The organism is Sphingopyxis panaciterrae (genome assembly GCF_011762125.1).
Classification (GTDB): domain Bacteria; phylum Pseudomonadota; class Alphaproteobacteria; order Sphingomonadales; family Sphingomonadaceae; genus Sphingopyxis; species Sphingopyxis panaciterrae.
This window is the reverse complement of record NZ_JAASQN010000001.1, coordinates 1,465,177-1,487,968: the sequence shown is the minus strand read 5'-3', so window position 1 is coordinate 1,487,968 and position 22,792 is coordinate 1,465,177. Positions and strand designations below refer to the sequence as shown.

19 protein-coding genes are annotated in these 22,792 nt (G+C 62.4%); 5 read left to right on the top strand and 14 right to left on the bottom strand.

The window, feature by feature from the left end; genetic code table 11:
• Positions 1-79 precede the first annotated feature (79 nt).
• A complete protein-coding gene (locus tag FHR22_RS06830) occupies positions 80-865 on the top strand; it encodes a helix-turn-helix domain-containing protein (protein WP_166940225.1) in 786 nt (261 codons plus the stop codon).
• A gap of 41 nt (positions 866-906) precedes the next feature.
• Here the strand turns inward: FHR22_RS06830 and FHR22_RS06825 are convergent, their stop codons facing one another.
• The 3 genes from FHR22_RS06825 to phaR are packed head-to-tail and all read right to left on the bottom strand — an operon-like array spanning position 907 to position 5,341.
• A complete protein-coding gene (locus tag FHR22_RS06825) occupies positions 907-3,210 on the bottom strand; it encodes a ribonuclease R family protein (RefSeq protein WP_166940223.1) in 2,304 nt (767 codons plus the stop codon).
• Positions 3,211-4,749, bottom strand: a complete 1,539-nt coding sequence (locus FHR22_RS06820; RefSeq protein WP_166940221.1) for an aminoacyl--tRNA ligase-related protein — start codon at positions 4,747-4,749, stop codon at positions 3,211-3,213.
• A gap of 46 nt (positions 4,750-4,795) precedes the next feature.
• Positions 4,796-5,341: a polyhydroxyalkanoate synthesis repressor PhaR gene (gene phaR / locus FHR22_RS06815; protein WP_166940219.1), complete on the bottom strand. Its 546-nt coding sequence runs from the start codon at positions 5,339-5,341 to the stop codon at positions 4,796-4,798.
• Between the two features lie 17 nt (positions 5,342-5,358).
• On the opposite strand from phaR, the gene FHR22_RS06810 reads away from it, so the two are divergent.
• Both FHR22_RS06810 and FHR22_RS06805 read left to right on the top strand, forming a co-directional pair.
• Positions 5,359-5,646: a hypothetical protein gene (locus FHR22_RS06810; protein WP_166940217.1), complete on the top strand. Its 288-nt coding sequence runs from the start codon at positions 5,359-5,361 to the stop codon at positions 5,644-5,646.
• A 185-nt stretch (positions 5,647-5,831) separates the two neighbouring features.
• Complete coding sequence (locus tag FHR22_RS06805; RefSeq protein WP_166940215.1) at positions 5,832-9,011, top strand: TonB-dependent receptor domain-containing protein; 3,180 nt, start codon at positions 5,832-5,834, stop codon at positions 9,009-9,011.
• A 99-nt stretch (positions 9,012-9,110) separates the two neighbouring features.
• On the opposite strand, the gene alr is transcribed toward FHR22_RS06805, so the two are convergent.
• Complete coding sequence (gene alr, locus FHR22_RS06800; protein ID WP_166940213.1) at positions 9,111-10,160, bottom strand: alanine racemase; 1,050 nt, start codon at positions 10,158-10,160, stop codon at positions 9,111-9,113.
• 55 nt (positions 10,161-10,215) lie between these two features.
• Positions 10,216-11,847: an MFS transporter gene (locus FHR22_RS06795; protein ID WP_166940211.1), complete on the bottom strand. Its 1,632-nt coding sequence runs from the start codon at positions 11,845-11,847 to the stop codon at positions 10,216-10,218.
• Positions 11,848-12,039: 192 nt separating this feature from the next.
• On the opposite strand from FHR22_RS06795, the gene FHR22_RS06790 reads away from it, so the two are divergent.
• Positions 12,040-12,804 carry a cyclase family protein gene (locus FHR22_RS06790; RefSeq protein ID WP_166940209.1) on the top strand — a complete coding sequence of 255 codons (765 nt, stop codon included), beginning with the start codon at positions 12,040-12,042 and terminating at the stop codon, positions 12,802-12,804.
• A 380-nt stretch (positions 12,805-13,184) separates the two neighbouring features.
• Entirely contained in the window at positions 13,185-14,567 is a 1,383-nt protein-coding gene (locus FHR22_RS06785) for a peptide MFS transporter (RefSeq protein WP_166940207.1), read from the top strand.
• On the opposite strand, the gene FHR22_RS06780 is transcribed toward FHR22_RS06785, so the two are convergent.
• From FHR22_RS06780 to FHR22_RS06740, 9 genes are all read right to left on the bottom strand, one after another.
• The gene (locus FHR22_RS06780) at positions 14,568-14,939 is read right to left on the bottom strand and encodes a tRNA-binding protein (protein ID WP_166940205.1); all 372 of its coding nucleotides are present in this window, start codon (positions 14,937-14,939) and stop codon (positions 14,568-14,570) included.
• Positions 14,940-15,049: 110 nt separating this feature from the next.
• On the bottom strand, positions 15,050-17,056 hold the full coding sequence (locus FHR22_RS06775; RefSeq protein ID WP_166940203.1) for an ATP-binding protein: 2,007 nt from the start codon (positions 17,054-17,056) through the stop codon (positions 15,050-15,052).
• A gap of 126 nt (positions 17,057-17,182) precedes the next feature.
• A complete protein-coding gene (locus FHR22_RS06770) occupies positions 17,183-17,575 on the bottom strand; it encodes a lysozyme inhibitor LprI family protein (protein ID WP_166940201.1) in 393 nt (130 codons plus the stop codon).
• On the bottom strand, positions 17,572-17,823 hold the full coding sequence (locus FHR22_RS06765) for a hypothetical protein (RefSeq protein WP_166940199.1): 252 nt from the start codon (positions 17,821-17,823) through the stop codon (positions 17,572-17,574). The genes FHR22_RS06770 and FHR22_RS06765 overlap by 4 nt, the downstream gene beginning before the upstream one ends.
• The gene (gene bioB / locus FHR22_RS06760; RefSeq protein ID WP_166940197.1) at positions 17,820-18,857 is read right to left on the bottom strand and encodes a biotin synthase BioB; all 1,038 of its coding nucleotides are present in this window, start codon (positions 18,855-18,857) and stop codon (positions 17,820-17,822) included. The genes FHR22_RS06765 and bioB overlap by 4 nt, the downstream gene beginning before the upstream one ends.
• A gap of 21 nt (positions 18,858-18,878) precedes the next feature.
• Complete coding sequence (locus FHR22_RS06755; protein WP_166940195.1) at positions 18,879-19,322, bottom strand: hypothetical protein; 444 nt, start codon at positions 19,320-19,322, stop codon at positions 18,879-18,881.
• Positions 19,319-21,466 (bottom strand): methylmalonyl-CoA mutase, encoded by a 2,148-nt coding sequence (gene scpA, locus FHR22_RS06750; protein WP_166940193.1) that lies wholly within the window; start codon positions 21,464-21,466, stop codon positions 19,319-19,321. The genes FHR22_RS06755 and scpA overlap by 4 nt, the downstream gene beginning before the upstream one ends.
• A 110-nt stretch (positions 21,467-21,576) precedes the next feature.
• On the bottom strand, positions 21,577-22,017 hold the full coding sequence (gene mce, locus FHR22_RS06745; protein WP_166940191.1) for a methylmalonyl-CoA epimerase: 441 nt from the start codon (positions 22,015-22,017) through the stop codon (positions 21,577-21,579).
• 10 nt (positions 22,018-22,027) lie between these two features.
• Positions 22,028-22,777 (bottom strand): hypothetical protein, encoded by a 750-nt coding sequence (locus tag FHR22_RS06740; protein ID WP_166940189.1) that lies wholly within the window; start codon positions 22,775-22,777, stop codon positions 22,028-22,030.
• Positions 22,778-22,792: the final 15 nt, after the last annotated feature.

Genomic DNA, 22,792 nt, shown 5'->3' with positions numbered 1-22,792 from the left:
ATTGAATGGCGTCGATTACGCCGGAGGTAATGGAAAAGGAGAAGGCCGGGGTATAGTTCCGGCGGCGAAGGAGACGGTCATGCAAGTCGCACCGCTCGGTGAACAATTGCGCGAATGGCGCACGCGCCGCCGGATGAGCCAGATGGACCTGGCGCTCGATACGGAGATTTCGACGCGGCACTTGAGCTTCATCGAAACGGGGCGGTCAAAGCCAAGCGCGCAGATGCTTGGGCGGATCGCCGACTGCCTCGAAGTTCCGCACCGGGCGCGCAACGCGCTGTTGCTCGCGGCGGGCTATGCCCCCGATTATCAGGAGCGGCCGCTCGACAGCGCCGAAATGGCGGGTATGCGCGCGATCGTCGACCATGTGCTGAAGGGCCACGAACCCTACCCCGCGCTCGCGGTCGACCGGCACTGGAACATGGTCGCAGCGAACGAGGCGATCGCGATATTGATCGAGCAGGTCTCCCCCGCCCTGCTGACGCCGCCGGTCAACGTGCTGCGGATCGCGCTCCATCCCGACGGGCTGGCGCCGCAGATCGTCAATCATGCGATGTGGCGCGCGCATATCCTGCACCGTATCGATCAGCAGATCGAAGCGAGCGCCGACGCCGGCCTGATCGCGCTGCGCGCCGAACTCGCCGGCTATGCGGCCGAAGCGAACGACAATGACGCGGGCCATGTGAGCAGCATTGCGGTGCCGCTGGTGCTCGACACCGTCGCCGGGCGGATTTCGTTCGTATCAACGGTGACGATCTTCGGGACGCCGGTCGACGTCACATTGTCGGAACTGGCGATCGAGGCGTTTTTTCCGGCGGATTCCGAAAGCGCGGCTTTGCTGCAGAAGCTGGCGAAATCAAAATAGGCTTCGTCATTGCGAGCGGAGCGAAGCAATGACGCGCAAATTTAGCGCCGCTTTCCTTTATGTTTGATGTTCGCCGGCCGTCCGCGTTTGCCAACCATATGCTTGCCGGCCTTGTCCTTCATCCCGTCGCGGCGCGGCGGACGATTTCGGAAGCCGCCCTCGGGCGCGTCGGGCAGTTCGAAGCGCAGCGCGCCGCTGATCGGGTTGGCGTCGATCAGCCTGAGGTCGATCCGCTGGCCGGTCGTGAAGCTGACGCGGCCATGTTCGCTGTCGAGGCTGCGTGCCGCTTCGTCATAGAAGAAACGTTCGCTTCCCAATGTCGAGACCGGCACCAAGCCGTCGCCGCCGAGTCCGTCGACGGTCGCGAAGAAGCCGAAGGGCTGCACCCCGGTGATGCGCGCGGATACGATCTCGCCCTTCTTCGTCGCGAGATAGGCCGCGACATAGCGGTCGACGGTCTCGCGCTCGGCCTCCATTGCGCGGCGTTCGAGCGCGCTGATCGCCTCGCCGATCCGCGAAAGCCCTTTGGCATCGGCTTCGCCGAGGCCGGTGCGCGCGGGCAAGCCCTTTGAGGTACCCGGCACTTCAAGCTTGTAGCTGTCGACGAGCGCGCGGTGGACGATCAAGTCGGCGTAACGGCGGATCGGCGAGGTAAAATGCGCGTAGCTGCCGAGCGCGAGGCCGAAGTGCCCCGCATTGGCGGGGCCGTAATAGGCCTGCGTCTGGCTGCGCAAAATCGCCTGCATGATCTCGGGCAACCGGTCATCCTCCGAAAAGCCGTCGATCAGGCGGTTGAACACCGCGGGGGTGATAACCTGTCCCAGCGCGAAGCTTTGTTCGAAGGTTTCGAGATAATCCTTCAGACTGACGAGTTTCTCGCGGCTCGGGGGTTCGTGGATGCGATACATGACGGGCGATTTCTTCGCCTCCAGCGCCTTTGCCGCCGCGACGTTCGCCGCGATCATATAATCCTCGATCAACCGCATCGAATCGAGCCGGTCGCGGACGCGGATTTCCGCGATGCCGCCCATCTCGTCGAGGATCACCTGACGTTCGGGCAAGTCGAGGTCGAGCGGTGCGCGCGCGGCGCGCGCCTTGGCGAGCAGCGCCCAACAGGCCCACAGATATTTGAGCGACGGGAGCACATCGGCGTCCCAATCGTCGCGCGGCGCGTCGGCATCATAGGCCGCCTGCGCATGTTCATAGGCGATATTCGCGCGCAGCCGGACCAGCGCGCGGGTGAAGCGCCATGCCGTCACCTTGCCATGGCGGTCGATGACGAGGTGGCACGCCATCGCCGCGCGATCCTGCCCCGCCTTCAGCGAACAGACGCCCGCCGACAGCGTTTCGGGCAGCATCGGCACGACCTGATCGGGAAAATAGACGCTGTTACCGCGCCGCCGCGCTTCGCGATCGAGGTCGCCGTCCGGGCGGACATAGTAGCTGACATCGGCGATCGCGACGATCGCGCGGAAACCGCCCTTGTTGCCCCCATCCTCGTCGGGCGCGGCCCACACCGCATCGTCATGGTCGCGCGCGTCGATGGGATCGATCGCGACGATCGGCAAGGCGCGCAAATCTTCGCGGCCATCGGACGTCAAGGGAAGCTTCGCCGCGCGATCAGCCTCGGCGAGTGTTTCGGCGCCGAATACGTGCGGAATCTCGTGCCGCGCAATCGCAATCATGCTTAATGATTTCGGAGCGAAGGGGTCGCCGATACGGTCGATGACCTTCGCCTTGATCGCCGGGCCGCGTCCCGTCAGTTCGGCGCGCACGAGATCGCCAATAGCGGCATCGCCCTTGTCGGCGACGGCAAAGTCATAGCGCGCGCGCTTGTCGGCAGGACGCAACCACAGCATGGGCTTGCCACCCGGCCCGACATCCTCGACGAGCACGCCGATGACGGTTTCCGCGCTCGCCTGAAGGCGTTTCATCGGATGCGCAATATGGCCGCTGCCACGTTCCTCGGTGCGCGCCAGAATGCGGTCGCCGACGCCGAGCGCGCCCTTTCGACCTTGCTCCATCACCCGGATACGCGGCGCGGGGCCGGCAGCTTCCCAACGTTCGGGCACCGCCCACACATTGCTGCCGTCGATCGCGGCGACGCGAAGTACGGTGACGCGCGGCAGGCCGCCATGCTTGTGGAACGCGCGGCCCGGCGCGAGATCGACGAGCCCCTCGTCGGTCATATCCTTGAGCAATGCCTTGAGCGCGATCTTCTCATTGCCATGCAGGGAAAAATGCTTGGCGATTTCGCGCTTGCCGACGGCGTCCTTGCTTTCCTCGATAAAGCGAAGGATCTGCTCGGAACTGGGCAGGCCAGCGGGCTGTTGCCGTTTCGCCAATTAGTAGGTCCGGCCGATGAGCACGCGTTCGACCGCAGGCTCGCCGGTGAAGAAGCACGCGCCGTCGGCGGGAGCGGCATCAAGGGGCGTGTTGCGCATTGTCAGCTTCAACGCCTTGAGCTGCTCGACGATCCCGTCAAGAACCCCGCCGGTGGGGCGCGACCATTGCACCTCGACCCAGCCGGTGAACTTGTCCTCGCCCGCATAATGCGCGGCAAGGTCGGTAACGTCGCGCCGGATATTGGCGTGAAGCCGCTCCTTCGCTTCGGCGTAGAGATTGCCCTGAATCTCGCCGAGCGTCGCGACCGCGGCGGCGACGAATTCGCCCCTTGGCGTGAAAGCACTGTCGAGCTTGCCGTCGTCCTTGTAGAGCCGGTCGCGGCGGATCACCGCGACATTGCCGCCGGCAACATCGCGCGGGCCGATTTCGAGGATGATCGGCGCCCCCTTCTTGACCCAGCCCCAGCGCTTGGTCTGCGCCTTGTTCGCACCGGCGTCGAGATGGACGCGCAGCGGCTCACGGAAGGCGTCGAGCGCTTTCAGTTCGGCTTGCAACGATGCGCAATAATCGAGGATCGCCTGATCCTCCTCATTATCGCGCAGCATCGGCACGATGACGATCTGGTGCGGCGCGATGCGCGGCGGGCAGCGCAGGCCATCGTCGTCGCCATGCGTCATAATCACCGCGCCGATCGTACGCGTCGAGAAGCCCCAGCTGACCGTGTGACAGAGACTGTGGCCGCCGTCCTTGTCCTGAAAGCGAATATTCGCAGCCTCGGCGAAACCGGTGCCCAGATAGTGCGAGGTGCCGGCCTGGAGCGCCTTGCCGTCCTGCATCATCGCTTCGATCGAAAAGGTCGCGGCGGCGCCGGGAAAACGCTCATTCTCCGGCTTCTCGCCAGCGATCACGGGGAGCGCAAGCGCGTCCTCGGCCACGCTGCGATACAGTTCGAGCGCGCGCATCGTTTCGGCGAGCGCGTCTTCCTTGCTGTCGTGCGCGCTATGGCCTTCCTGCCACAGGAATTCGGCGGTGCGCAGGAACATGCGGGTGCGCATTTCCCAGCGCACGACATTGGCCCACTGGTTGACGCGCAGCGGCAGGTCGCGCCACGACTGAACCCAGCGGCTCATCGCCGCGCCGATCACGGTTTCCGACGTCGGACGGACGATCAGGGGTTCCTCGAGCTTCGCTTCGGGGTCGGGGATCAGCTTGCCCCCACCACCGGGGCTCCTGTCCTGGATCAGCCGGTGGTGCGTGACGACCGCCATTTCCTTGGCGAACCCGTCGACATGGTCGGCTTCCTTCTCGAAGAAGCTCAACGGGATGAAAAGCGGGAAATAGCAATTCTGGACGCCCATGTCCTTGATGCCCGCGTCCATGATCGTCTGGATTCGTTCCCAGATGCCATAGCCCCACGGCTTGATCACCATGCAGCCGCGCACGCCCGATTCCTCGGCGAGGTCGGCTTCGGCAATGACATCCTGATACCAGGCCGCGAAGTCGGCCTGCCGGGTTACGCTGAGCGCATGCTTGATCATCTTTATCCGATTTCTATTGTCGTTGAGGGCGCAAGGGCGCCCGTCGTCACTTCTTTTTCGCGAGCTCGGCCTTAAGCTCGGCGACTTCGGCCTTCAACGCCGCGATCTCGGCATCCTTGGCCCTGGTGCTGCCGCCGGCCGCGCCCGGGATGAAGGCCCCGGCCGCCTGCTGGAACATCTCAAGATTGCGGCGCGCCATTTCGGCGAGCGGGTTCGACCCCAGCGCGCCTTCGAACGCGTCGCGCACGTCCTGCTGGTTCTTCCGGAACGCGGTCATCGACGCTTCCAGATATTGCGGCACCATCGACTGCATCTTGTCGCCGTACATCCCGATCAGGTGGCGCAGAAAGGGAACCGGAAGCAGCGTCTCGCCGCGCGTTTCGGTATCCATGATGATCTGGGTCAGGACATTATGGGTGATGTCGTCGCCGCTTTTCGCGTCGACGACGCGAAATTCGCGGCCGTCGCGCACCATCGCGCCCAGATCTTCAAGCGTGATGTAGCAACTGCGTTCGGTATCATAGAGGCGCCGGTTGGCGTATTTCTTGATGGTGACGACGTCGCCCTCTTCCGCCGATTTCGACCTCGCCATGCTGACCCGCGCTCCTGATGTCCCGTGACGATCGCAAAAGCATCGGTGCGGGAGTTCCTGATCTTGCAACCCGGGCATTAGCATCAAAATATGATGCATCGCAACATGTGCGGGAGCGCGGCAGCGACGATCCATTGCGAGTCGGAGCCCGGGACCGCGGCCCGTGTCATGGACAGTTCGCCATTCCTAGCCCGGATTGGTCGGTTTTGGCGGATGATTGGCAACTTCGTTTCAAGCACAATCTATTTCATGACATTTTTTTATTTATGACGCTTCAATTGAATCATTTTATATATCTGAAATAGAACAATATTTTTTCTGAAACCTTCGCGCACAACGCCGCTGTTGCCAAAATAGCACAGCGCCGCCCCTATCAGTCGCGCCGCCGTCCGAAATCGCCATCAAACTCTTGTGCCGCCAAAATTTTAGGCGTTTCTAAACTCCATTCCGTTCATCTGGTTTTTTGAACGGGGCAACCGGGGAGTTATCTATGAACAAGTCGCACCTGCTTGTGGGTGCCGCTGCTTTTGCAGTGGCAATGTCCGCCAGCCAACCTGCGTTTGCGCAGGACACGATCGGCAGCGCCAATTGCGCCGACCTCAACAACGACGGCGTTTGCGATTCCAACGCGAGCAGCGGCGATGCCATCGTGGTGACCGGTTCGCGCATTAAGCGCAGAAACGAGTTTAACAGCCCCGACCCGATTCAGGTCATCAGTCCAGAAATTGGACAGAAACAAGGCCAGAACCAGTTACAAGATCTGCTGCAATCGTCCCCAATCGCCCAGGGCTCGATCCAGATCACCTCATCGATCTCGAATGGCTTTGTTACTAACGGCGGCGCTGATGCACAGACGGTGTCTCTACGCGGCCTCGGAGCTGAGCGTACACTTGTCCTGCTAAACGGACGCCGTGCCGGTCCGGCGGGCGTCCGCGGCGCCGTGGCTTCATTCGACCTTAACGTACTACCGCTTTCGGTGGTGCGTCAGGTCGAAGTGCTGAAAACCGGCGCTTCATCGATCTATGGCTCGGACGCCGTCGCCGGCGTGGTCAACATTCTGACGAAGGACAATGCCGACGGTTTCGAGTTGGGCGGCTTCACGTCGATTCCACAGCACGGCGGCGGCGAAATCTACGACTTCAATATCAGCTACGGAAAGCGGTTCGATCGCGGTCATATCCTGATGACGGTCGATTATTTCCAGCAGCAGAATCTCAAACGACGAGATCGGGACTTCTTGTTCTGCCAAGAAGATTATCTGAAGCGCGAAGCTGATGGAAGCCGCGCCGACATTGTTGATTTCCGGACGGGCAAACCGGCATGCTTTGGCACGTTGGGCAATATGATCCTGACCGACAATGACTTCACCGGACTCTTTGGAGAAGGTCCGCTCGAGGCGCCGAACGGACTGCCGTTGTTCGCCGGCCAATATGGATCTCATTTTGGCCAGGTTGGCGTGGACTACAACACGATACCGGGCGTGACGGCCCCATCCAACTTCTTTGGACTGGATTTTGACGGGCCATCGAGAGGCGCCCTCAATCAATTTGAGCCCCTTGAACAGGCAGCCGACGTTTTCTCCAAAGTCTCGCGCGTGACGGGCTACCTGGATGCCTCGTACGAACTCACCGACAACGTCGAAGTATATACTGAACTTCTTTTCAATAATAGAAAATCCTACAATAATGGATTTCAGCAAATTAACGTATTCCAGTTTACTGGAAATTCCCTTCTCCCTTCGCTTACAGTTAATCCGAATACAGGTGGCCTGTCTCTAAACCCGAACTATCCAGGAGCTTTTTGCACCACATCGGATTTCAATTGCGTAATAGGCGACGCAGGAGATCCATTTAATACGGAGTTCAGTGGAAATTTCCTCCTCCGCCCACTGGTTCTGGTAAAGTCTGACTTCAGCACCGACGTCGATTATTATCGCGGTGTTCTAGGCTTTCGGGGCGATTTCGATGGCTTCCTGTCAGGTTGGAACTGGGACGTCTACACACAGTATAGCCGTTCAAACGCGAGCTACACCCAGAGTGTCGTTTATGAAGATGCGCGCTTCACGCAGGATTTTCGTACGCGGTCATGCGTAGGCATGGTCACCCCGGTTACCGGGAGGCCCTGCATGGACATTGACTGGACCGACCCCCGCGTTCTGCGCGGCGATTTCACGCAAGCCGAGCGCGACTTCCTGATGGGCGAAGAAACCGGGCATACGCGCTTTACACAATGGTCGGGCGAAGCGACGCTTTCGGGTAATCTTCTTACCCTGCCCGCAGGCGATGTCGGCGTGGCTTTCGGCGTCCAGATCCGCCGCGACCAGATTCGCGACGTGCCCGGTGAGGTCACCCTAGCTGGAAACGCCGCTCTCCGTACATCTTCCGGAATTACAGCGGGCAGGACTGTCTCGAAGGAAATCTTTGGTGAAATCCAGATTCCGCTGATCCATGATACGCCGCTGATCCAGCGTCTGACCCTGTCGGGCGCCGGGCGCTATACGCACGTCGATGCTACTCGCCGTGACGGTGCGACCGACAGTTTCAGCGACGTGACGTGGAAAGCCGGACTCGACTGGGAAGTCACCGACTGGCTCCGCTTTCGAGGCACTTGGGGCACGTCGTTTCGCGCACCGGCGTTGTTCGAACTATTTCTCGAGAACCAGACAGGTTTTCAGCCGCAGCAGGATATCGACATCTGTCGCAACCTAGCGGCTGAACTTGAAAAAGGTACGATTAACCAACGCATCTTTGACAATTGTACGGCCGCCGGTATTCCCGACGACTTTGCCGGTGCAACAGGTTCCGCAACCGTAACGACCGCTGGCGGGCTTGGGACCCTGAGGCCCGAAACCTCCACCGCAAAGACGGCTAGTGTCATTCTGACGCCTGATTTGAGCGGTGTGCTTTGGGGCGGACTGCGGACAAGCCTAGCGGTCGATTATTTCGACATCCGCGTAAAGAATGAAATAACGCAATTGGGCGCGCGTAACATCGTCGTCGGCTGTTATAATTCGGAATTTTATCCTAATGAGCCGCTTTGCGACCTGATCACGCGCGCCAATAGTGGCCCTGAAGTTGATAATATCACCGACATCGAGGATTCGTATATCAACATCAGCGATCAGCGGAATCGCGGTATCGACGTCACGTTGCGTGTAAATCAGGATTTGGGTAATCTCGGTGCTCTTGAATTCCGGGCGCAGATGACTTGGCAGACGAAGGATACCATCGAACTGTTTCCGGGAACCCTCATCGACGACAATGGTGAAGCGGGCGATCCGAAATGGGTAGGCGATTTCAGCCTCTCGTGGGAGAAGGGGCCTTGGACTATATTCTACGGCCTCGATGTCACCGGCGGAACATCGGATCTGCAAGATTTGCTCGACACTCAAGGCGGCAGCGCATGCAGAACTTCTATTTACCGTCCCGGCGGTAGTTTTTGTCCCGATGTGCGCTTGTCGCCTACCTTCTATCACTCGATGTCGGTTACCCGCGAGATTGACGACAAGTTCGCGATCACGCTCGGCGTGTCCAACATGTTCGATACCGCGCCGCCGCGGTTCTCGACCGTTTTGGGAGGCATTACCGCGATCGGTAATTCGCCGGCATTCGGCACCCAATATGATTATTTCGGTCGCCGCGTGTTCATGAACGTTCGCGGTAAATTCTAAGAAGCGGTAGTTTCGAAAATGGAAGGCGGCGTATAATTCTGCCGCCTTCTATTCTGCCCGAATTGGTAGCGCCCCGCACCTTTCGGGCCGTTTCCGCTATTAATCCACCCACTCGCGCGCCCAGCGGCCACCCAACCCGGTCAGCAGCTCATATTGCGACAGCCCGCACCGCGCCGCGGTTTCGGGCAGGTCATAGTCGAGCGTGAGCCAGTCGCCCTCGTCGATGGCGCCGGCGTCGGTGGCGTCGAACGCGACAAGGTCCATCGATACGCGCCCGGCGAGCGGCAGGCGGTGTGATTGCCAGGTCGCCGTCCCGCTTCCCGCGTGGCAGCGGAGGTAGCCGTCGGCATAACCCATGTTCGCGACCGCGATCCGGCTGCCCCTTGATGCTGTCCATGTCGCGCCATAGCCGACGGTCTCGCCCACGCGGACGCTGCGAACCTGCAGCACGCGTGCTTCGGGATATACGACCTGGCGGATCTGACCCGCGACCTCGGGCCGCGGTGTCCCGCCATAGAGGGCGAGGCCCGGCCGGGTCAGATCGAAAGCATAGTCGCGGCCGAGACAGATGCCCGCGCTGTTCGCGAAGCTGTAACGCCGCGCCGGAATCCGGCCCCTTACCTCGCGAAACGCCGCGAGTTGCTGCGCATTTTGCGCGCTTTCCTCATCGGCCGAGGCAAGGTGGCTGAGAAGGGTTTCAATCGCGAGGCCGTCCAGCGCACCGCCCAGTGCCTCGTCGATGCGGAGGCCGAGGCGGCTCATTCCCGTATCGACCATGACGTCGCACGGCCGCCCCTCGCCCGCCGCGCGCCAGCGCGCGACCTGCTGGAGGCTGCCGAGTACCGGGCGCGCCGGCAGGGTGCGCGCGGCGACCATATCCGCCTCTCCCACCCCGTGCAGCACCGATAGCGACACACCCTCGGCGAGCGGCATCAACGCCGCCGCCTCGGCCCAGCTCGCAACGAAAAAGTCCCGGCAGCCCGCAGCAACGAGATGCTGCATCACCGCCCGCGCGCCGAGGCCGTAGCCGTCGGCCTTGATCGCCGCGCCGCACGCCGCCGTCCCGCTCTGCGCGGCGAGCCAGCGCCAGTTGGCGGCGAGCGCGGTGCGGTCGAGGCGGAGGCGGAGCGGCGACGGGATGGCGATCATCACCGTGCCCTATACGGCTTTGGCGGCAGCGCCAATGGGCTGTTCCGGAAGCGGATCAGTTTGCGGGCGCGGCCCTGTCCCACTGCCCTTCGACCGGGTCCCTGAGCATGAAGGCGGTGACGAGAAACGCCACCAGCACGACGCCCCAAGTATACCAGAGCCCGGCAAAGGCGTCGCCGGTCTTGGCGACGATGAAGCTCGCGATCAGCGGCAGGAAGCCGCCAAAATAGCCGGTGCCGAGATGATAGGGGATCGACAGCGACGAATAGCGAACATGCGGCGGGAACATTTCGGAGAGCAATGCCGCGACGGGGCCATAGGTAAAGCCCGACAGGGCGCTGAGGCCGAGCAGCGCCGCGACGATCACCGCGATGCCGAGCGGGCCGGGAATCTGCTTTTCGAAATCATAGCCCATCGCTTCGAGTGCGGGTTTGAGCACCGCCGGATCCTCGCCCGCGACTTCGCGCTTGCCGATCGTCACCTGGACGCTGTCGAACGCGCTGCCGCTGGTGACGATCGTATAGGGAACGCCGAGCTTCGTGAGTTCGCCGAGCGTTTTGCCGCAGACGGTATTCTGTTTTTGCGCAAAGGGATCGAAGCTGCATTTCGATCCGGTGACGACGACCGGCGCCCTTTCGGCGGCGGCGGTCAGCGCTGGATTGGCAACGCTGCCCATCAGCCAGAAGAGCGGAAAGAGGAGGACGAGCGTGATCCCATAGCCCCAGACGATCGGTTTCTTGCGCCCGATGCGGTCGGAGAGCCGCCCCGCCCACAGGAAGAAGCCCATGCCGAGCGCGGCGGCGACGCCGACGATGATTTCGGCCGCAGTATCCTCGACCCGCATCGGCCCCTTCAGAAAGGACAGGCCGGAGAACATCGCGGTGTACCAGATAACGGTCAGCCCGGCGGCGATACCGAACAATGCGATGAAGATGCGCCGCGGATTGCCAGGATAGGTGAAGCTTTCCTTCAACGGGTTTTTCGCCAGTTCCCCTTCCTCCTTCATCGCCTGGAACACCGGGCTTTCGGACAGTTTGAGGCGCATCCAGAGCGAGATAGCGAGGAGGAGGATCGACAGCAGGAACGGCACGCGCCAGCCCCAGCTTTCCCACAGGGCGTCGGACATCAGCGCCTTGCACCCGAGCACCACGATCAGGCTGAGCACGAAGCCGCCGACGACGCTTGCCTGGATGAAGCTGGTATAGAAACCGCGCTTTTCGGGCGGCGAATGTTCGGCGACATAAACGGCGGCGCCGCCATATTCGCCGCCGAGCGCCAGCCCCTGAAGAACACGCAGGAGAATGATGATGACCGGCGCGGCGATACCGATCGTCGCCGCCGACGGGATCATGCCGACGCCCGCAGTTGCGATGCCCATCAGTGTGACGGTGACAAGGAAAGTATATTTGCGGCCCAGCCGGTCGCCGAGAAAGCCGAACAGCACGGCGCCGAGCGGCCGGAAACCGAAGCCGACCGCGAAACCGGCCCACACCAGCAGCACCTCGAGCGTCGCATTGTCACTGGGGAAGAAAGCCTTGCCGATGATCGCCGCCAGCGTCCCGTAGATGAAGAAATCATACCATTCGAAGATCGTCCCCGCCGACGAGGCGGCGATGACCATCCGGATATCTTTCGCGGTCGGCTGATAGTCCGCGCCATGATCGGCGTCGGCGGCGAGGTTCGTCATGGTCTCTCCCTAAGCTCTCTGAGCCTATCCCCTTTCCGTTCGCATCGAGCGAAGTCGAGATGCCGGGAGGGCATGCACGACACATGGGTGTCTCGACTTCGCTCGACACGAACGGTTTCGCTACCTCTAGTTGTACCGCCGCGGCGCGCAAGCCTTCTTGGCGTAGCGTCATTTCAGTGGCAGGCTGCAAAAATGCAGTTCATCGACCTGTCGATTCCGATCACCAACGATGTCGTGTCCGACCCGCCGGTGATGCGCCCGCAGATCAGCTATATGACCCACGAGACCACGTGGGAGCAGATCGCCATGTTCTTTCCGGGGCTTACGAAAGAGGATCTTCCCGACGGCGAGGGCTGGGCAGTCGAAAGCCTGACGCTCAGCACGCACAACGGCACGCATATGGATGCGCCATGGCATTTTCATTCGACGACCGACAGCGGCGCGACCGCCGCTCCGAGCATCGACGAAGCACCGCTCGACCTGTTCTTTCGTCCCGGCGTGAAGCTTGATTTCTCCGACCGCCCGGCGGGCCATGTCGTGAGCGGCGCCGAGGTCGAGGCCGAACTGGTGCGGATCGGACATGCGCTCCAGCCGCTCGACATTGTGCTGGTCCAGTCGGGCGCGATCTATGGCACCGATAATTTCACCGACCAGGGGTGCGGCATGGGCGCCGAGGCGACGCTGTACCTCACGGAGCGCGGTGTGAAGGTCGTCGGCACCGACGCGTGGAGCTGGGACGCACCGTTCAGCCATACGGCGCGGCGCTGGGCCGAAACGCGCGACCCGTCGATCATCTGGGAAGGCCATAAGGCGGGACGGATCAGACCCTATTACCAGATCGAAAAGCTGACGGGCCTCGCCGCCCTGCCCCCGACCGGCTGGACGCTCAGCTGCTTCCCGGTGAAGATCGAACGCGCCAGCGCGGGGTGGATCCGCGCCGTCGCGCTGCTCGATTGAAGGCCGCTTTGGTGGGGAGCGGACATTCCCACGCCGACCAGAAACCGTCGCCCCCGCGAAGGCGGGGGCCGCTAGCCAGCTTGCACCAGGCCGACAGCGGCCCCCGCCTTCGCGGGGGCGACGGTATTTTGTTAGCGTCAGCTACCGGCCGCTTCCTGCCCTTTTCCATCATCCCGGGCTTGACCCGGGATCCCGCTTTTTTGAAGCAGCTGCAGTTTTCGGCTTCAAGCGGGACCCCGGATCAAGTCCGGGGTGACGATGATGGAGATGGCAGCTTACGGCCAAAAGCCGCCAGCCCCCGTCGTTCGTCGAACGCCACTGGCAAGTTTCAACTGAAACTTTAAGCGTCAGCCCGAGAATATCTATCGGAGCAATATCGAATGACCATCGCCGAAGCGACCCCCGATTTCGAGGCGGACCGCAATGACCGCGCCTTCCTCGGTCATCCCAAGGGCCTCGGCTATCTTGCCTTCGTCGAGGGATGCGAGCGCTTTTCCTATTATTCGATGCAGACCCTGCTCGTGCTCTACATGGTCAAATATCTGCTGCTCCCCGAACATGCCGCCGGGGTGATCGGGCTCGACTGGGTCAAGAATTTCTATGGGCTCGATGGCCAGCCGCTCGCCTCGCGCCTCTTCGGCGATTACACCTCGCTCGTCTATCTGACCCCGATCATCGGCGGCTTCATCGCCGACCGCTGGCTCGGGCGCCGCACGACCTTGATCCTCGGCGGCCTGTTCATGGCGCTCGGCCACTTCCTGATGGCGTTCGAGGGCAGCTTCCTGTTCGCGCTGGTCGCGCTGATCGTCGGCGTCGGGCTGTTCAAGGGCAATATCGCGAGCCAGGTCGGCGAGCTTTACGGCCCGAACGACCTGCGCCGCGCGATGGCGTTCCAGATTTTCTATATCGCGATCAATGTCAGCGTGATCGTCGCGCCGCTCGTCGCCGGGACGCTCGGCGAAAAGGTGAGCTGGCACTGGGGCTTCGGCACCGCGGGGGTGGTGATGGTCGCCGGGCTCATCCTCTATATCATGGCGAAGCCCTGGCTTCCCGCCGACAATTTGCCTTCAAAAACGAAAGCCGAAGATGCCCCTGCGGCGATACCGATGACGCGGCAGGACTGGCAGCGCGTCGCCGCCGTCCTCCTGCTCGTCCCGGTGCTGGCGCTCGCGCTGCTGACCAACCAGCAGATTTTCAACGCCTATCTGGTCTGGGCGGACCAGCATTTCCAGCTGACCTTCTTTGGCCAGACATGGCCGACGAGCTGGATGATCACGATCGATGCGACCGCGAGCTTCAGCATGCTGGTCGCGGTTGCGGGTTTTTACGTCTGGTACGGCAAGCGCTACCGCGAGCCCGACGAACTCGGCAAGATGATCATCGGCAGCTTTTTCACCATCGCGGGCGGGCTTTGCCTGTTCATGGCGGCCGCAACGCAGGGCGGCGGCAAGATCGGGCTGTTCTGGCCGCTGATGTTCCATGTCACCAACAGCATCGGCTTTGCCCATATCCTGCCGGTCAGCCTGGCGCTGTTCACCAAGCTGGCGCCGCGCGCGCTCAACGCGACGATCATCGGCATCTATTACCTCGCCTTTTTCGCCGCCAATTACGTCGTCGGCACCGTCGGCGGCTGGTATTCGTCGATGCCGACCACGAGTTTCTGGCTGTTCCACGTCGCGACGGCCGTCGTCGGGCTGGTCGCCTTCGTGCTGTTCAAGCTGTTCCTCGCGAAGCGGCTGATGGGCGAGCCGGCGGCCGCCTGATCAGAAAAGGCGTGAGCCGTCGGGAACGGACCGGTCGGGCGCGAACAGGATCACTTCGCCTTCATCATCCGAAAAGCCGAGCGTCAGCACTTCGGACATGAACTTGCCGATCTGGCGCGGCGGGAAGTTGACGACGGCCGCAACCTGCCGCCCCGGCAATTCGTCGAGCGTATAGCGGTCGACGATCTGGGCGCTGCTTTTCCTGACGCCGATCGCGGGGCCAAAATCGATCTTCAGCTTGAACGCGGGCTTGCGCGCTTCGGGGAAGGGCTCGGCTTCGATAATCGTGCCGATGCGAATGTCGACGCGGAGGAAATCGTCGAAGGTGATTTCAGAGGCCGCTGGCGTATCGGCAGCGTGATTCAGATGCATCCTTATCTCCGTCATTCCCGCGAAGGCGGGAATCCCGCTTCCTCATCCTTGTAGCGGGATTCCCGCCTTCGCGGGAATGACGAAAATATGGAAAGGAGCTGAACCGACGACTATTCCATCTCCAAAATAACCGCGTCGACCGCCAGGCTGTCGCCCTGCGCGGCGTTGACCGTCTTTACCGTCCCCGATTTTTCGGCGCGAAGGATGTTTTCCATCTTCATCGCCTCGACCGTTGCGAGCGGCTGCCCCGCCTCGACCGCATCGCCCTCGTCGACGTGCAGCGCGACGAGCAGCCCGGGCATCGGGCAGATGAGGAATTTCGACAGATCGGGCGGAATCTTCTCGATCATGTGGGTCGCGAGCGGCGCGACGTGCCAAGGCAGCACACGCACGTCGTGGATCGCGCCGCGTGTCGTCATCTTCCACCCGCCGCGCGTCTTTGCGACCTTCACCGCAAGCTCTTCATTGTCGATCTCGGCCACGACCAGCTTGTCGCCTGGCGTATATTCGAGCGCGATATCGACCTTCTCGCCATCGACCTTGATATGCTTGTGGCCGAGCTTGACCTTGTGGTTCTTGCCGCCGACCGTGACCTCCCACTTGGCTGGCGGGTCGAGCCGGTCGCCGAGCTGGCCGTCGGTGCGGCGCGCGCGATCCGCCTCGGCGCTCGCCATGAAGCCCCCGATCGCCGCGAGGGCCCGGACGATATGATCATCGGTTTCGGCGCCGTGGAACCCTTCGGGATATTCCTCGGCGATGAAACCCGTCGTGAGGTCGCCCGAACGGAAGCGCGGGTGCTGCATGATCGCGGAGACGAAATCGATATTGTGGCCGAGCCCTTCGAGCTCGAAACGGTCGAGCGCCGCGATCTGCAAGTCGGCGGCTTCGTCGCGTGTCTTCCCCCAGGTGACGAGCTTGGCGATCATCGGGTCATAGAAGATCGACACTTCGCCGCCCTCTTCGACCCCCGCATCGACCCGTACGCCATCGACGCCGCGCTCGTCGCCTTCCCACGCCGGAACGGGGGTGCGATAACGGACGAGCCGCCCGGTCGAGGGCAGGAAGCCGCGGTACGGATCCTCGGCATAGACGCGGTTCTCGATCGCCCAGCCGTCGATCCTGATATCATCCTGCGTCAGTTCGAGCTTTTCGCCCGCCGCGACGCGGATCATCTGTTCGACGAGGTCGATGCCGGTGATCGCTTCGGTCACCGGATGTTCGACCTGCAGGCGCGTGTTCATTTCGAGGAAATAGAAGCTTTCGCCCGTCGGATCGGCACCGCTGACGATCAACTCTACCGTGCCCGCGCTATAGTAACCCACGGCCTTCGACAGCGCGACGCACTGCTCGCCCATCGCCTTGCGCATTTCGGGCGTGACGAAAGGCGATGGCGCTTCCTCGACCACCTTCTGGTGGCGGCGCTGGATGCTGCACTCGCGCTCGTTGAGGTACAGCACATTGCCATGCTGATCGCCGAGGATCTGGATTTCGATGTGGCGCGGATTGAGGATGAATTTCTCGATGAAGACGCGGTCGTCACCGAAGCTGTTGAGCCCCTCGCGCTTGGTCGCCTCGAAGCCTTCGCGGACATCCTTTTCGTCATGGGCAAGGCGCATGCCCTTGCCGCCGCCGCCCGCCGATGCTTTCATCATCACCGGATAGCCGATCTCGTTCGAAATCTCGACCGCATGCTCGGTGTCGCGAATCTCGCCGACAAAGCCGGGGACGACGTTGACGCCGGCTTCCTTCGCCAGCTTCTTCGACTCGATCTTGTCGCCCATCGCGGCGATCGCGTTCACCGGCGGGCCAATGAAAGCGATATTTTCCTTCGCCAGCGCCTCGGCAAAGCTGGTGCGTTCGGACAGGAAGCCATAACCCGGATGGACAGCCTCGGCGCCCGTCGCCTTGCACGCGGCGATGATCTTGTTGGCGATCAGATAGGATTCAGACGCGGGCGAGGGGCCGATATGCACCGCTTCATCGGCCATCTGGACGAAAGGCGCGCGCGCATCGGCGTCCGAATAGACGGCGACGGTGGCGATGCCCATGCGGCGCGCGGTCTTGATGACGCGGCAGGCGATTTCGCCGCGATTGGCGATCAGGATCTTCTTGAACACTCTATTCTCCCCTCCCGCTTGCGGGAGGGGCCGGGAGAGGCCTGTCCGCAAGGGAAATCGACATAATTGGAGGAACACGCCCTCCCCTAACCCCTCCCGCAGACGGGAGGGGGACCAAGTTCCGCTTCAATAATCCGCGATCAGATCCTTGAGCTGCTTGGTCCGCGCCTCGGTCAGTTGTGCGCGGCAGCCGCTGATCACCATCGATTCCGCCGACCCCCCGCGCATCGAATAGCCCTCGCTCGCGCAATGCTGGTCGCGATAGGTCAGCCAGGCGCGCTGCGCCGCCAGCTCGGTGTCGAAAAATCCGGGCCTTTTGTCATAGGTCCGGTCGAACCCCTTGTCCTGTTCCTTGAGCTTCGCCGCGGTGATCTTCCACTGCGCGTTGAGTGCCGCGTCGGCCCGTTCATATTCCTGATAGGCACAGCCGTTGAGGTCAGGCTGCGACATCGCGTTATCGCAATCGATCTCGGGGTCGGCTGCCATTGCGGACAGCAGCAGTAGCGAGGCGAAGATCATTCAACAGTCTCCTTCGGCGCCGGTTCTCCAGCGCTGATGTCATAAAGGCGGTTGATCCGGCGGGCCCAAAACAGCATCAACGCCAGCGCGCCGAGCCAGAGAAGATTTTCGAGCCAGAGCGGTCCGCCCATTTCCACGTCCATTCCCTGCCGTGCCTGCTGCATCCGGTTCGCAGTGATCCCGCATGCGCAAGAAGCGGGCAGCAACAGCACGGAAGTCAGCACCGCTACGAGCGGCTTGCGGGTCACTCGGCCGCCTGCATTTCGGCACTCTGGCGCATCGGCTCTTCACTCACCATCGGCCTCAGGCCGAGCTTGGCGAACAGTGCGGCGTCGGCGCTGTCGCCGCGGTTGCCCGTCGTCAACAGCTTGTCGCCGGTGAAGATGCTGTTCGCGCCCGCCATGAAGCAGAGGGCCTGCGTGGCTTCGGACATGCTTTCACGGCCCGCCGACAGGCGGACCATGCTGAGCGGCATCGTGATGCGCGCGACGGCGACGGTACGGACGAATTCGATCTCGTCAATCTGCGCCAGCGGGGTGTCGGCCAGCATGTCGCCGAGCACGGTGCCCTTCACCGGCACCAGCGCGTTGACCGGCACGCTTTCGGGATGCCGCGGCAAGGTCGCGAGTGCGTGGATGAAGCCGACGCGGTCGCTGCGCGTCTCACCGAGCCCGACGATGCCGCCCGAGCACACGTTGATCCCGGCGCTGCGCACTTCCTCGAGCGTGTCGAGCCGGTCCTGGAAGGTACGGGTCGAGATGATATTCTCGTAATTCTCAGGCGACGTGTCGACATTGTGGTTGTAATAATCGAGCCCGGCGACGGCGAGCGTCTGCGCCTGCTCCTTCGTCAGCATGCCGAGCGTCATGCAGGTTTCCATGCCCATCTGGCGCACGCCCTCGATCATCTCGACGATCGCGGGCATGTCGCGGTCCTTGGGGTTGCGCCACGCGGCACCCATGCAGAAACGCTGCGATCCGCCATCCTTCGCCTCGGCCGCTGCCTGCAGCACCGCGCGCACGTCCATCAGCTTCGTCGCCTTCAAGCCCGTCTCGGCGTGCGCGGACTGCGAGCAATAACCGCAATCCTCGGCGCAGCCGCCGGTCTTGATGCTGAGCAAGGTGCATAGCTGAACCTCGCCGTGCGCGTGATGGCGACGATGGATGCCCTGCGCCTCCCACATCAGTTCATCGAAGGGCAGGTCGAACAGTTCGGCGATTTCCGCGCGGGTCCAGTCGTTGCGCGACATGTCGCCCTGTTCGGAAGAAACGGAGAGGTTCATGAGACAATCTTTCGCTGGATATTATTTGCAGAAATGCGTGCGCGCCGCGTCGTAGAACTCGATCGGCGGCGTTTCGCCCGACAGCGGCTGATAATTGCCGTCGGCCCATGGCTTGCGGTCGGCGTAGGACACCGTCACCTGCCGCCGCTCGGCCGCGTCGCCATATTCGCCGACGTCATAGAGCGTGAAGTCGATATCGGCCTCGGGATCGGCGCAGTTGACGCGCATGATCCCTTTGTTGACGTATTTTTCGGCGGTTTCGAAATAAATGTCGCGCCATGGCCCGTCGGATGCTTCGACCCGGCCGTACCAGTTGGTGAAGAAATATTCGATATCCTGCTTGTAGATATGCTCGACGGTGACGCCGGGGCGATATTCGCTCGGCCGACTTTCGGTTTTCGCATGAGCCGCGGGGCTCAGCATCGCGATCGATACGGCGAGGGTCAGGCAAAATATCCGGTTCATGCGGCATCCTCCAACGGGGGCATATTATGGCCTAGCAGGCGCAGCACATCGGCGGCGCATTCGACGACGTTCGAGCCGGGACCATAAATGCCCTGCACGCCTGCGTCGCGCAGATATTGATAGTCCTGCGGCGGAATGACGCCGCCCGCGATCACCTTGATATCGCCGCGGCCGGCTTCCTTGAGCTTGCCGATCAGTTCAGGGATGAGCGTCTTGTGCCCGGCGGCAAGGCTCGATGCGCCGACGACGTCGACGCCGCTGTCGAGCGCGAGCACGACGGTTTCGTCGGGGGTCTGGAACAACGGCCCCGACACGACGTCGAAACCCATGTCGCCGAAGGCCGAGGCGATGACATTGGCGCCGCGGTCATGGCCATCCTGCCCCATCTTGGCGACGAGCAATTTGGGTTTGCGTCCCATGCGGCGTTCGACCGCAGCGACGCCGTCGAGCACCTGCTGCCAGCGGCCGTCGCCTTCGTAAGGCGCGGCATAGACGCCCTTCACCGGGGTCGGCTGGGTGCCGTAACGGTCGAAGCTTTCCTCCATCGCCGAGGAAATCTCGCCAAGCGTCGCGCGGGCGCGTGCCGCCTCTACCGCATGGGCGAGGAGATTGTTCTCGATCGACTGCTCGCCCGCGGCCGCGTCGCGCAGCGCCTTGAGCGCAGCCTGACATGCGGCCTCGTCGCGGCTCGCCTTGGTCTTGTTGATCCGCGCGACCTGCGCCTCGCGGACCTTGGTGTTGTCGACCTCGAGCGTTTCGAGCAGATCCTCGTCCTTCAGGCGGTATTTGTTCACCCCGACGATCACATCGTCGCCGCGATCGACGCGCGCCTGCCGCGCCGCGGCGGCGGTCTCGATCATCGCCTTGGGCCAGCCGGCGGCGACGGCCTTCGCCATGCCGCCTTCCTTTTCGACCCGCTCGATAATCTCCCACGCCTTGTCGACCAGTTCCTGCGTCAGCGCCTCGACATAATAGGAGCCGCCGAGCGGGTCGACGACCTTGGTCATCCCGGTCTCTTCCTGGATGACGATCTGGGTGTTGCGCGCGATGCGCGCCGAGAAATCGGTCGGCAGCGCGATCGCTTCGTCGAGCGCGTTGGTGTGCAGCGACTGCGTGCCGCCGAGCATCGCTGCCATCGCCTCGATCGTCGTGCGCATGACGTTGTTGTAGGGGTCCTGCTCGGTGAGCGAGACGCCGCTGGTCTGGCAGTGCGTGCGCAGCATCTTCGACCGCTCGTCCTGCGCGCCGAGGTTGGTCATCACGCGGTGCCACAGCACGCGCGCGGCGCGCAGCTTCGCAATCTCCATGAAGAAGTTCATGCCGATCGCGAAGAAGAAGGACAGGCGCCCGGCGAACTTGTCGATGTCGAGACCCGAGGCGACGCCATAGCGCACATATTCGGCGCCGTCGGCGATGGTGAAGGCCAGCTCCTGCACCTGCGTCGCGCCGGCTTCCTGCATATGATAGCCGCTGATCGAGATGCTGTTGAACTTCGGCATCTCGCGGCTCGTGTAGCCGAAAATGTCCGAGATGATCCGCATGCTCGGCTCGGGCGGGTAGATGTAGGTGTTGCGAACCATGAACTCCTTGAGGATGTCGTTCTGGATCGTCCCGTCGAGCAATTTACGCTCGACCCCCTGCTCCTCGCCCGCGACGATGAAGAAGGCGAGGATCGGGATCACCGCGCCGTTCATCGTCATCGACACCGACATCTGGTCGAGCGGGATGCCGTCGAAGAGGATCTTCATATCCTCGACGCTGTCGATCGCGACGCCCGCCTTGCCGACATCGCCGACGACGCGCGGATGGTCGCTGTCATAGCCGCGGTGGGTCGCAAGGTCGAAGGCGACGCTGAGGCCCTTCTGGCCCGCGGCGAGATTGCGGCGATAGAAGGCGTTCGATTCCTCGGCGGTCGAGAAGCCCGCATATTGCCGGATCGTCCACGGCCGCCCCGCATACATCGAGGCACGAACGCCGCGCGTGAAGGGCGCGAAGCCGGGAAGGCCCGGCTCGGTCTGGACGTCCGCGGCGGTGTAGAGCGGCTTGACGTCGATCCCCTCGGGCGTCGCCCAGGTCAGGTCCTTGCCCTTCACTTCCTTGTCGGCGGCGGCGGCCCATTGGTCGATGGTCGGTTTGTCGGTCATATGCGTATCTCTACTCGTTTTTTCGTCATGCCGGACTTGATCCGTCATCCCGCTTGCGACGTCGAAGAAGCGGGACCCGGATCAAATCCGGGGTGACGATGAAATGAAACTCAATGATCGCCCTTCGGCGTTTCCATAATCTCGGTGAGCACCCCGCCCATATCCTTGGGGTGGAGGAAGAAGATCAACGTCCCATGCGCCCCGATCCGCGGCTCGCCGAGGATGCGCTTGCCCAGCGCCTCAAACTCGGCCTTGGCGGCGTGAATATCCGGAACCTCATAGCACATATGATGCTGACCTCCTGCGGGGTTCTTTTGCAGGAAAGCCGCGATCGATGCATTACCCGGGAGTGGCTCGACCAGCTCGATTTGTGTGCCGTTCGGCGCCCCGTCGGCACCGGGCGTATCGACGAAGCACACTTTGACGCCCTGTTCGGGCAGGTCGAACGGTTCGTGAATCTGCGTCGCACCCATCACATCGCGGTAAAAGACGATGCTGTCGGCGATCGACGGCGTCGCGACGCCGATATGGTTGAGGCGGCCCAGTTTCATCTTTTTCTCCTCAGCAGCCCGGAACCTGGTCCTTGCCGACCAGTTCATATTTGCCGCCCTTCAGTACATATTGCTGCTCGAACGCGCGCGTTCCCGTGTAGGCGACGGTAAAGCTCTTGTCGGGAACCGCGGCCGCGATCTTCCCTTCATAGTCCTGCTCGGTCTGGCCCAGCCCCGCACCCGAGCTCATACCCTCAGTGAAGCCGCCGCGATCGACTGGACCGTCCGGCGTCAGTTCGGTCACCGCCGCCGAACCGATCGCGCAGCCCTGCCACACCCCGCCGCCGGCGGTAATCAGATAAGGGTTGCGGCCGAGAAGGGTCGAAAAAGCCCAGCTCGTCGCGCCATTGCCGACGGTACCAGTCGCGCCGAGGCCGATCCACTCGCCCTGCTTTACCCAGCCCGCCGGGCTCGATTTCAGATAATGAATCGCGTTCAATCCGCTTTCGCTGTGCCCGGCGTCTTCGAGCGATCCGATGCTCAGCAGCACGCCGACATTGTTGGGCAGCAGGTGGATGGCGACCGGCCGGAAAACATAGTCCTGCCCGTCGATCGTCCGCGCCACCTGGGGCTCCGCGCCACGTGCCAGTCCGAAGGCGGCGCGGAAGCCGAGCGCGATCGTCGTATCCTCGTCGCTGCCAAGCGTCACCGGAAAGGCTTCTTCTTTCTCTCCGACCGGCGTGTCGGGATCGAACGCCGACGCCGCGGGCGATACGAGCGCGGACAGGGCGACGGCGGCTGCAAGAACGGATTTACGCATTTTGGAACCTCATTT

What these genes read in the sequence shown, in the direction of transcription:
- FHR22_RS06790 (WP_166940209.1), top strand. Translation starts at nt 12,040, where the DNA reads ATGCAGTTCATCGACCTGTCGATTCCGATCACCAACGATGTCGTGTCC.
- FHR22_RS06830 (WP_166940225.1), top strand. Translation starts at nt 80, where the DNA reads ATGCAAGTCGCACCGCTCGGTGAACAATTGCGCGAATGGCGCACGCGC.
- phaR (WP_166940219.1), bottom strand. Translation starts at nt 5,341, where the DNA reads ATGGCGAGGTCGAAATCGGCGGAAGAGGGCGACGTCGTCACCATCAAG.
- alr (WP_166940213.1), bottom strand. Translation starts at nt 10,160, where the DNA reads ATGATCGCCATCCCGTCGCCGCTCCGCCTCCGCCTCGACCGCACCGCG.
- FHR22_RS06785 (WP_166940207.1), top strand. Translation starts at nt 13,185, where the DNA reads ATGACCATCGCCGAAGCGACCCCCGATTTCGAGGCGGACCGCAATGAC.
- FHR22_RS06795 (WP_166940211.1), bottom strand. Translation starts at nt 11,847, where the DNA reads ATGACGAACCTCGCCGCCGACGCCGATCATGGCGCGGACTATCAGCCG.
- FHR22_RS06805 (WP_166940215.1), top strand. Translation starts at nt 5,832, where the DNA reads ATGAACAAGTCGCACCTGCTTGTGGGTGCCGCTGCTTTTGCAGTGGCA.
- FHR22_RS06770 (WP_166940201.1), bottom strand. Translation starts at nt 17,575, where the DNA reads ATGATCTTCGCCTCGCTACTGCTGCTGTCCGCAATGGCAGCCGACCCC.
- scpA (WP_166940193.1), bottom strand. Translation starts at nt 21,466, where the DNA reads ATGACCGACAAACCGACCATCGACCAATGGGCCGCCGCCGCCGACAAG.
- FHR22_RS06740 (WP_166940189.1), bottom strand. Translation starts at nt 22,777, where the DNA reads ATGCGTAAATCCGTTCTTGCAGCCGCCGTCGCCCTGTCCGCGCTCGTA.
- FHR22_RS06810 (WP_166940217.1), top strand. Translation starts at nt 5,359, where the DNA reads ATGTCCCGTGACGATCGCAAAAGCATCGGTGCGGGAGTTCCTGATCTT.
- FHR22_RS06780 (WP_166940205.1), bottom strand. Translation starts at nt 14,939, where the DNA reads ATGCATCTGAATCACGCTGCCGATACGCCAGCGGCCTCTGAAATCACC.
- FHR22_RS06755 (WP_166940195.1), bottom strand. Translation starts at nt 19,322, where the DNA reads ATGAACCGGATATTTTGCCTGACCCTCGCCGTATCGATCGCGATGCTG.
- FHR22_RS06820 (WP_166940221.1), bottom strand. Translation starts at nt 4,749, where the DNA reads ATGATCAAGCATGCGCTCAGCGTAACCCGGCAGGCCGACTTCGCGGCC.
- mce (WP_166940191.1), bottom strand. Translation starts at nt 22,017, where the DNA reads ATGAAACTGGGCCGCCTCAACCATATCGGCGTCGCGACGCCGTCGATC.
- bioB (WP_166940197.1), bottom strand. Translation starts at nt 18,857, where the DNA reads ATGAACCTCTCCGTTTCTTCCGAACAGGGCGACATGTCGCGCAACGAC.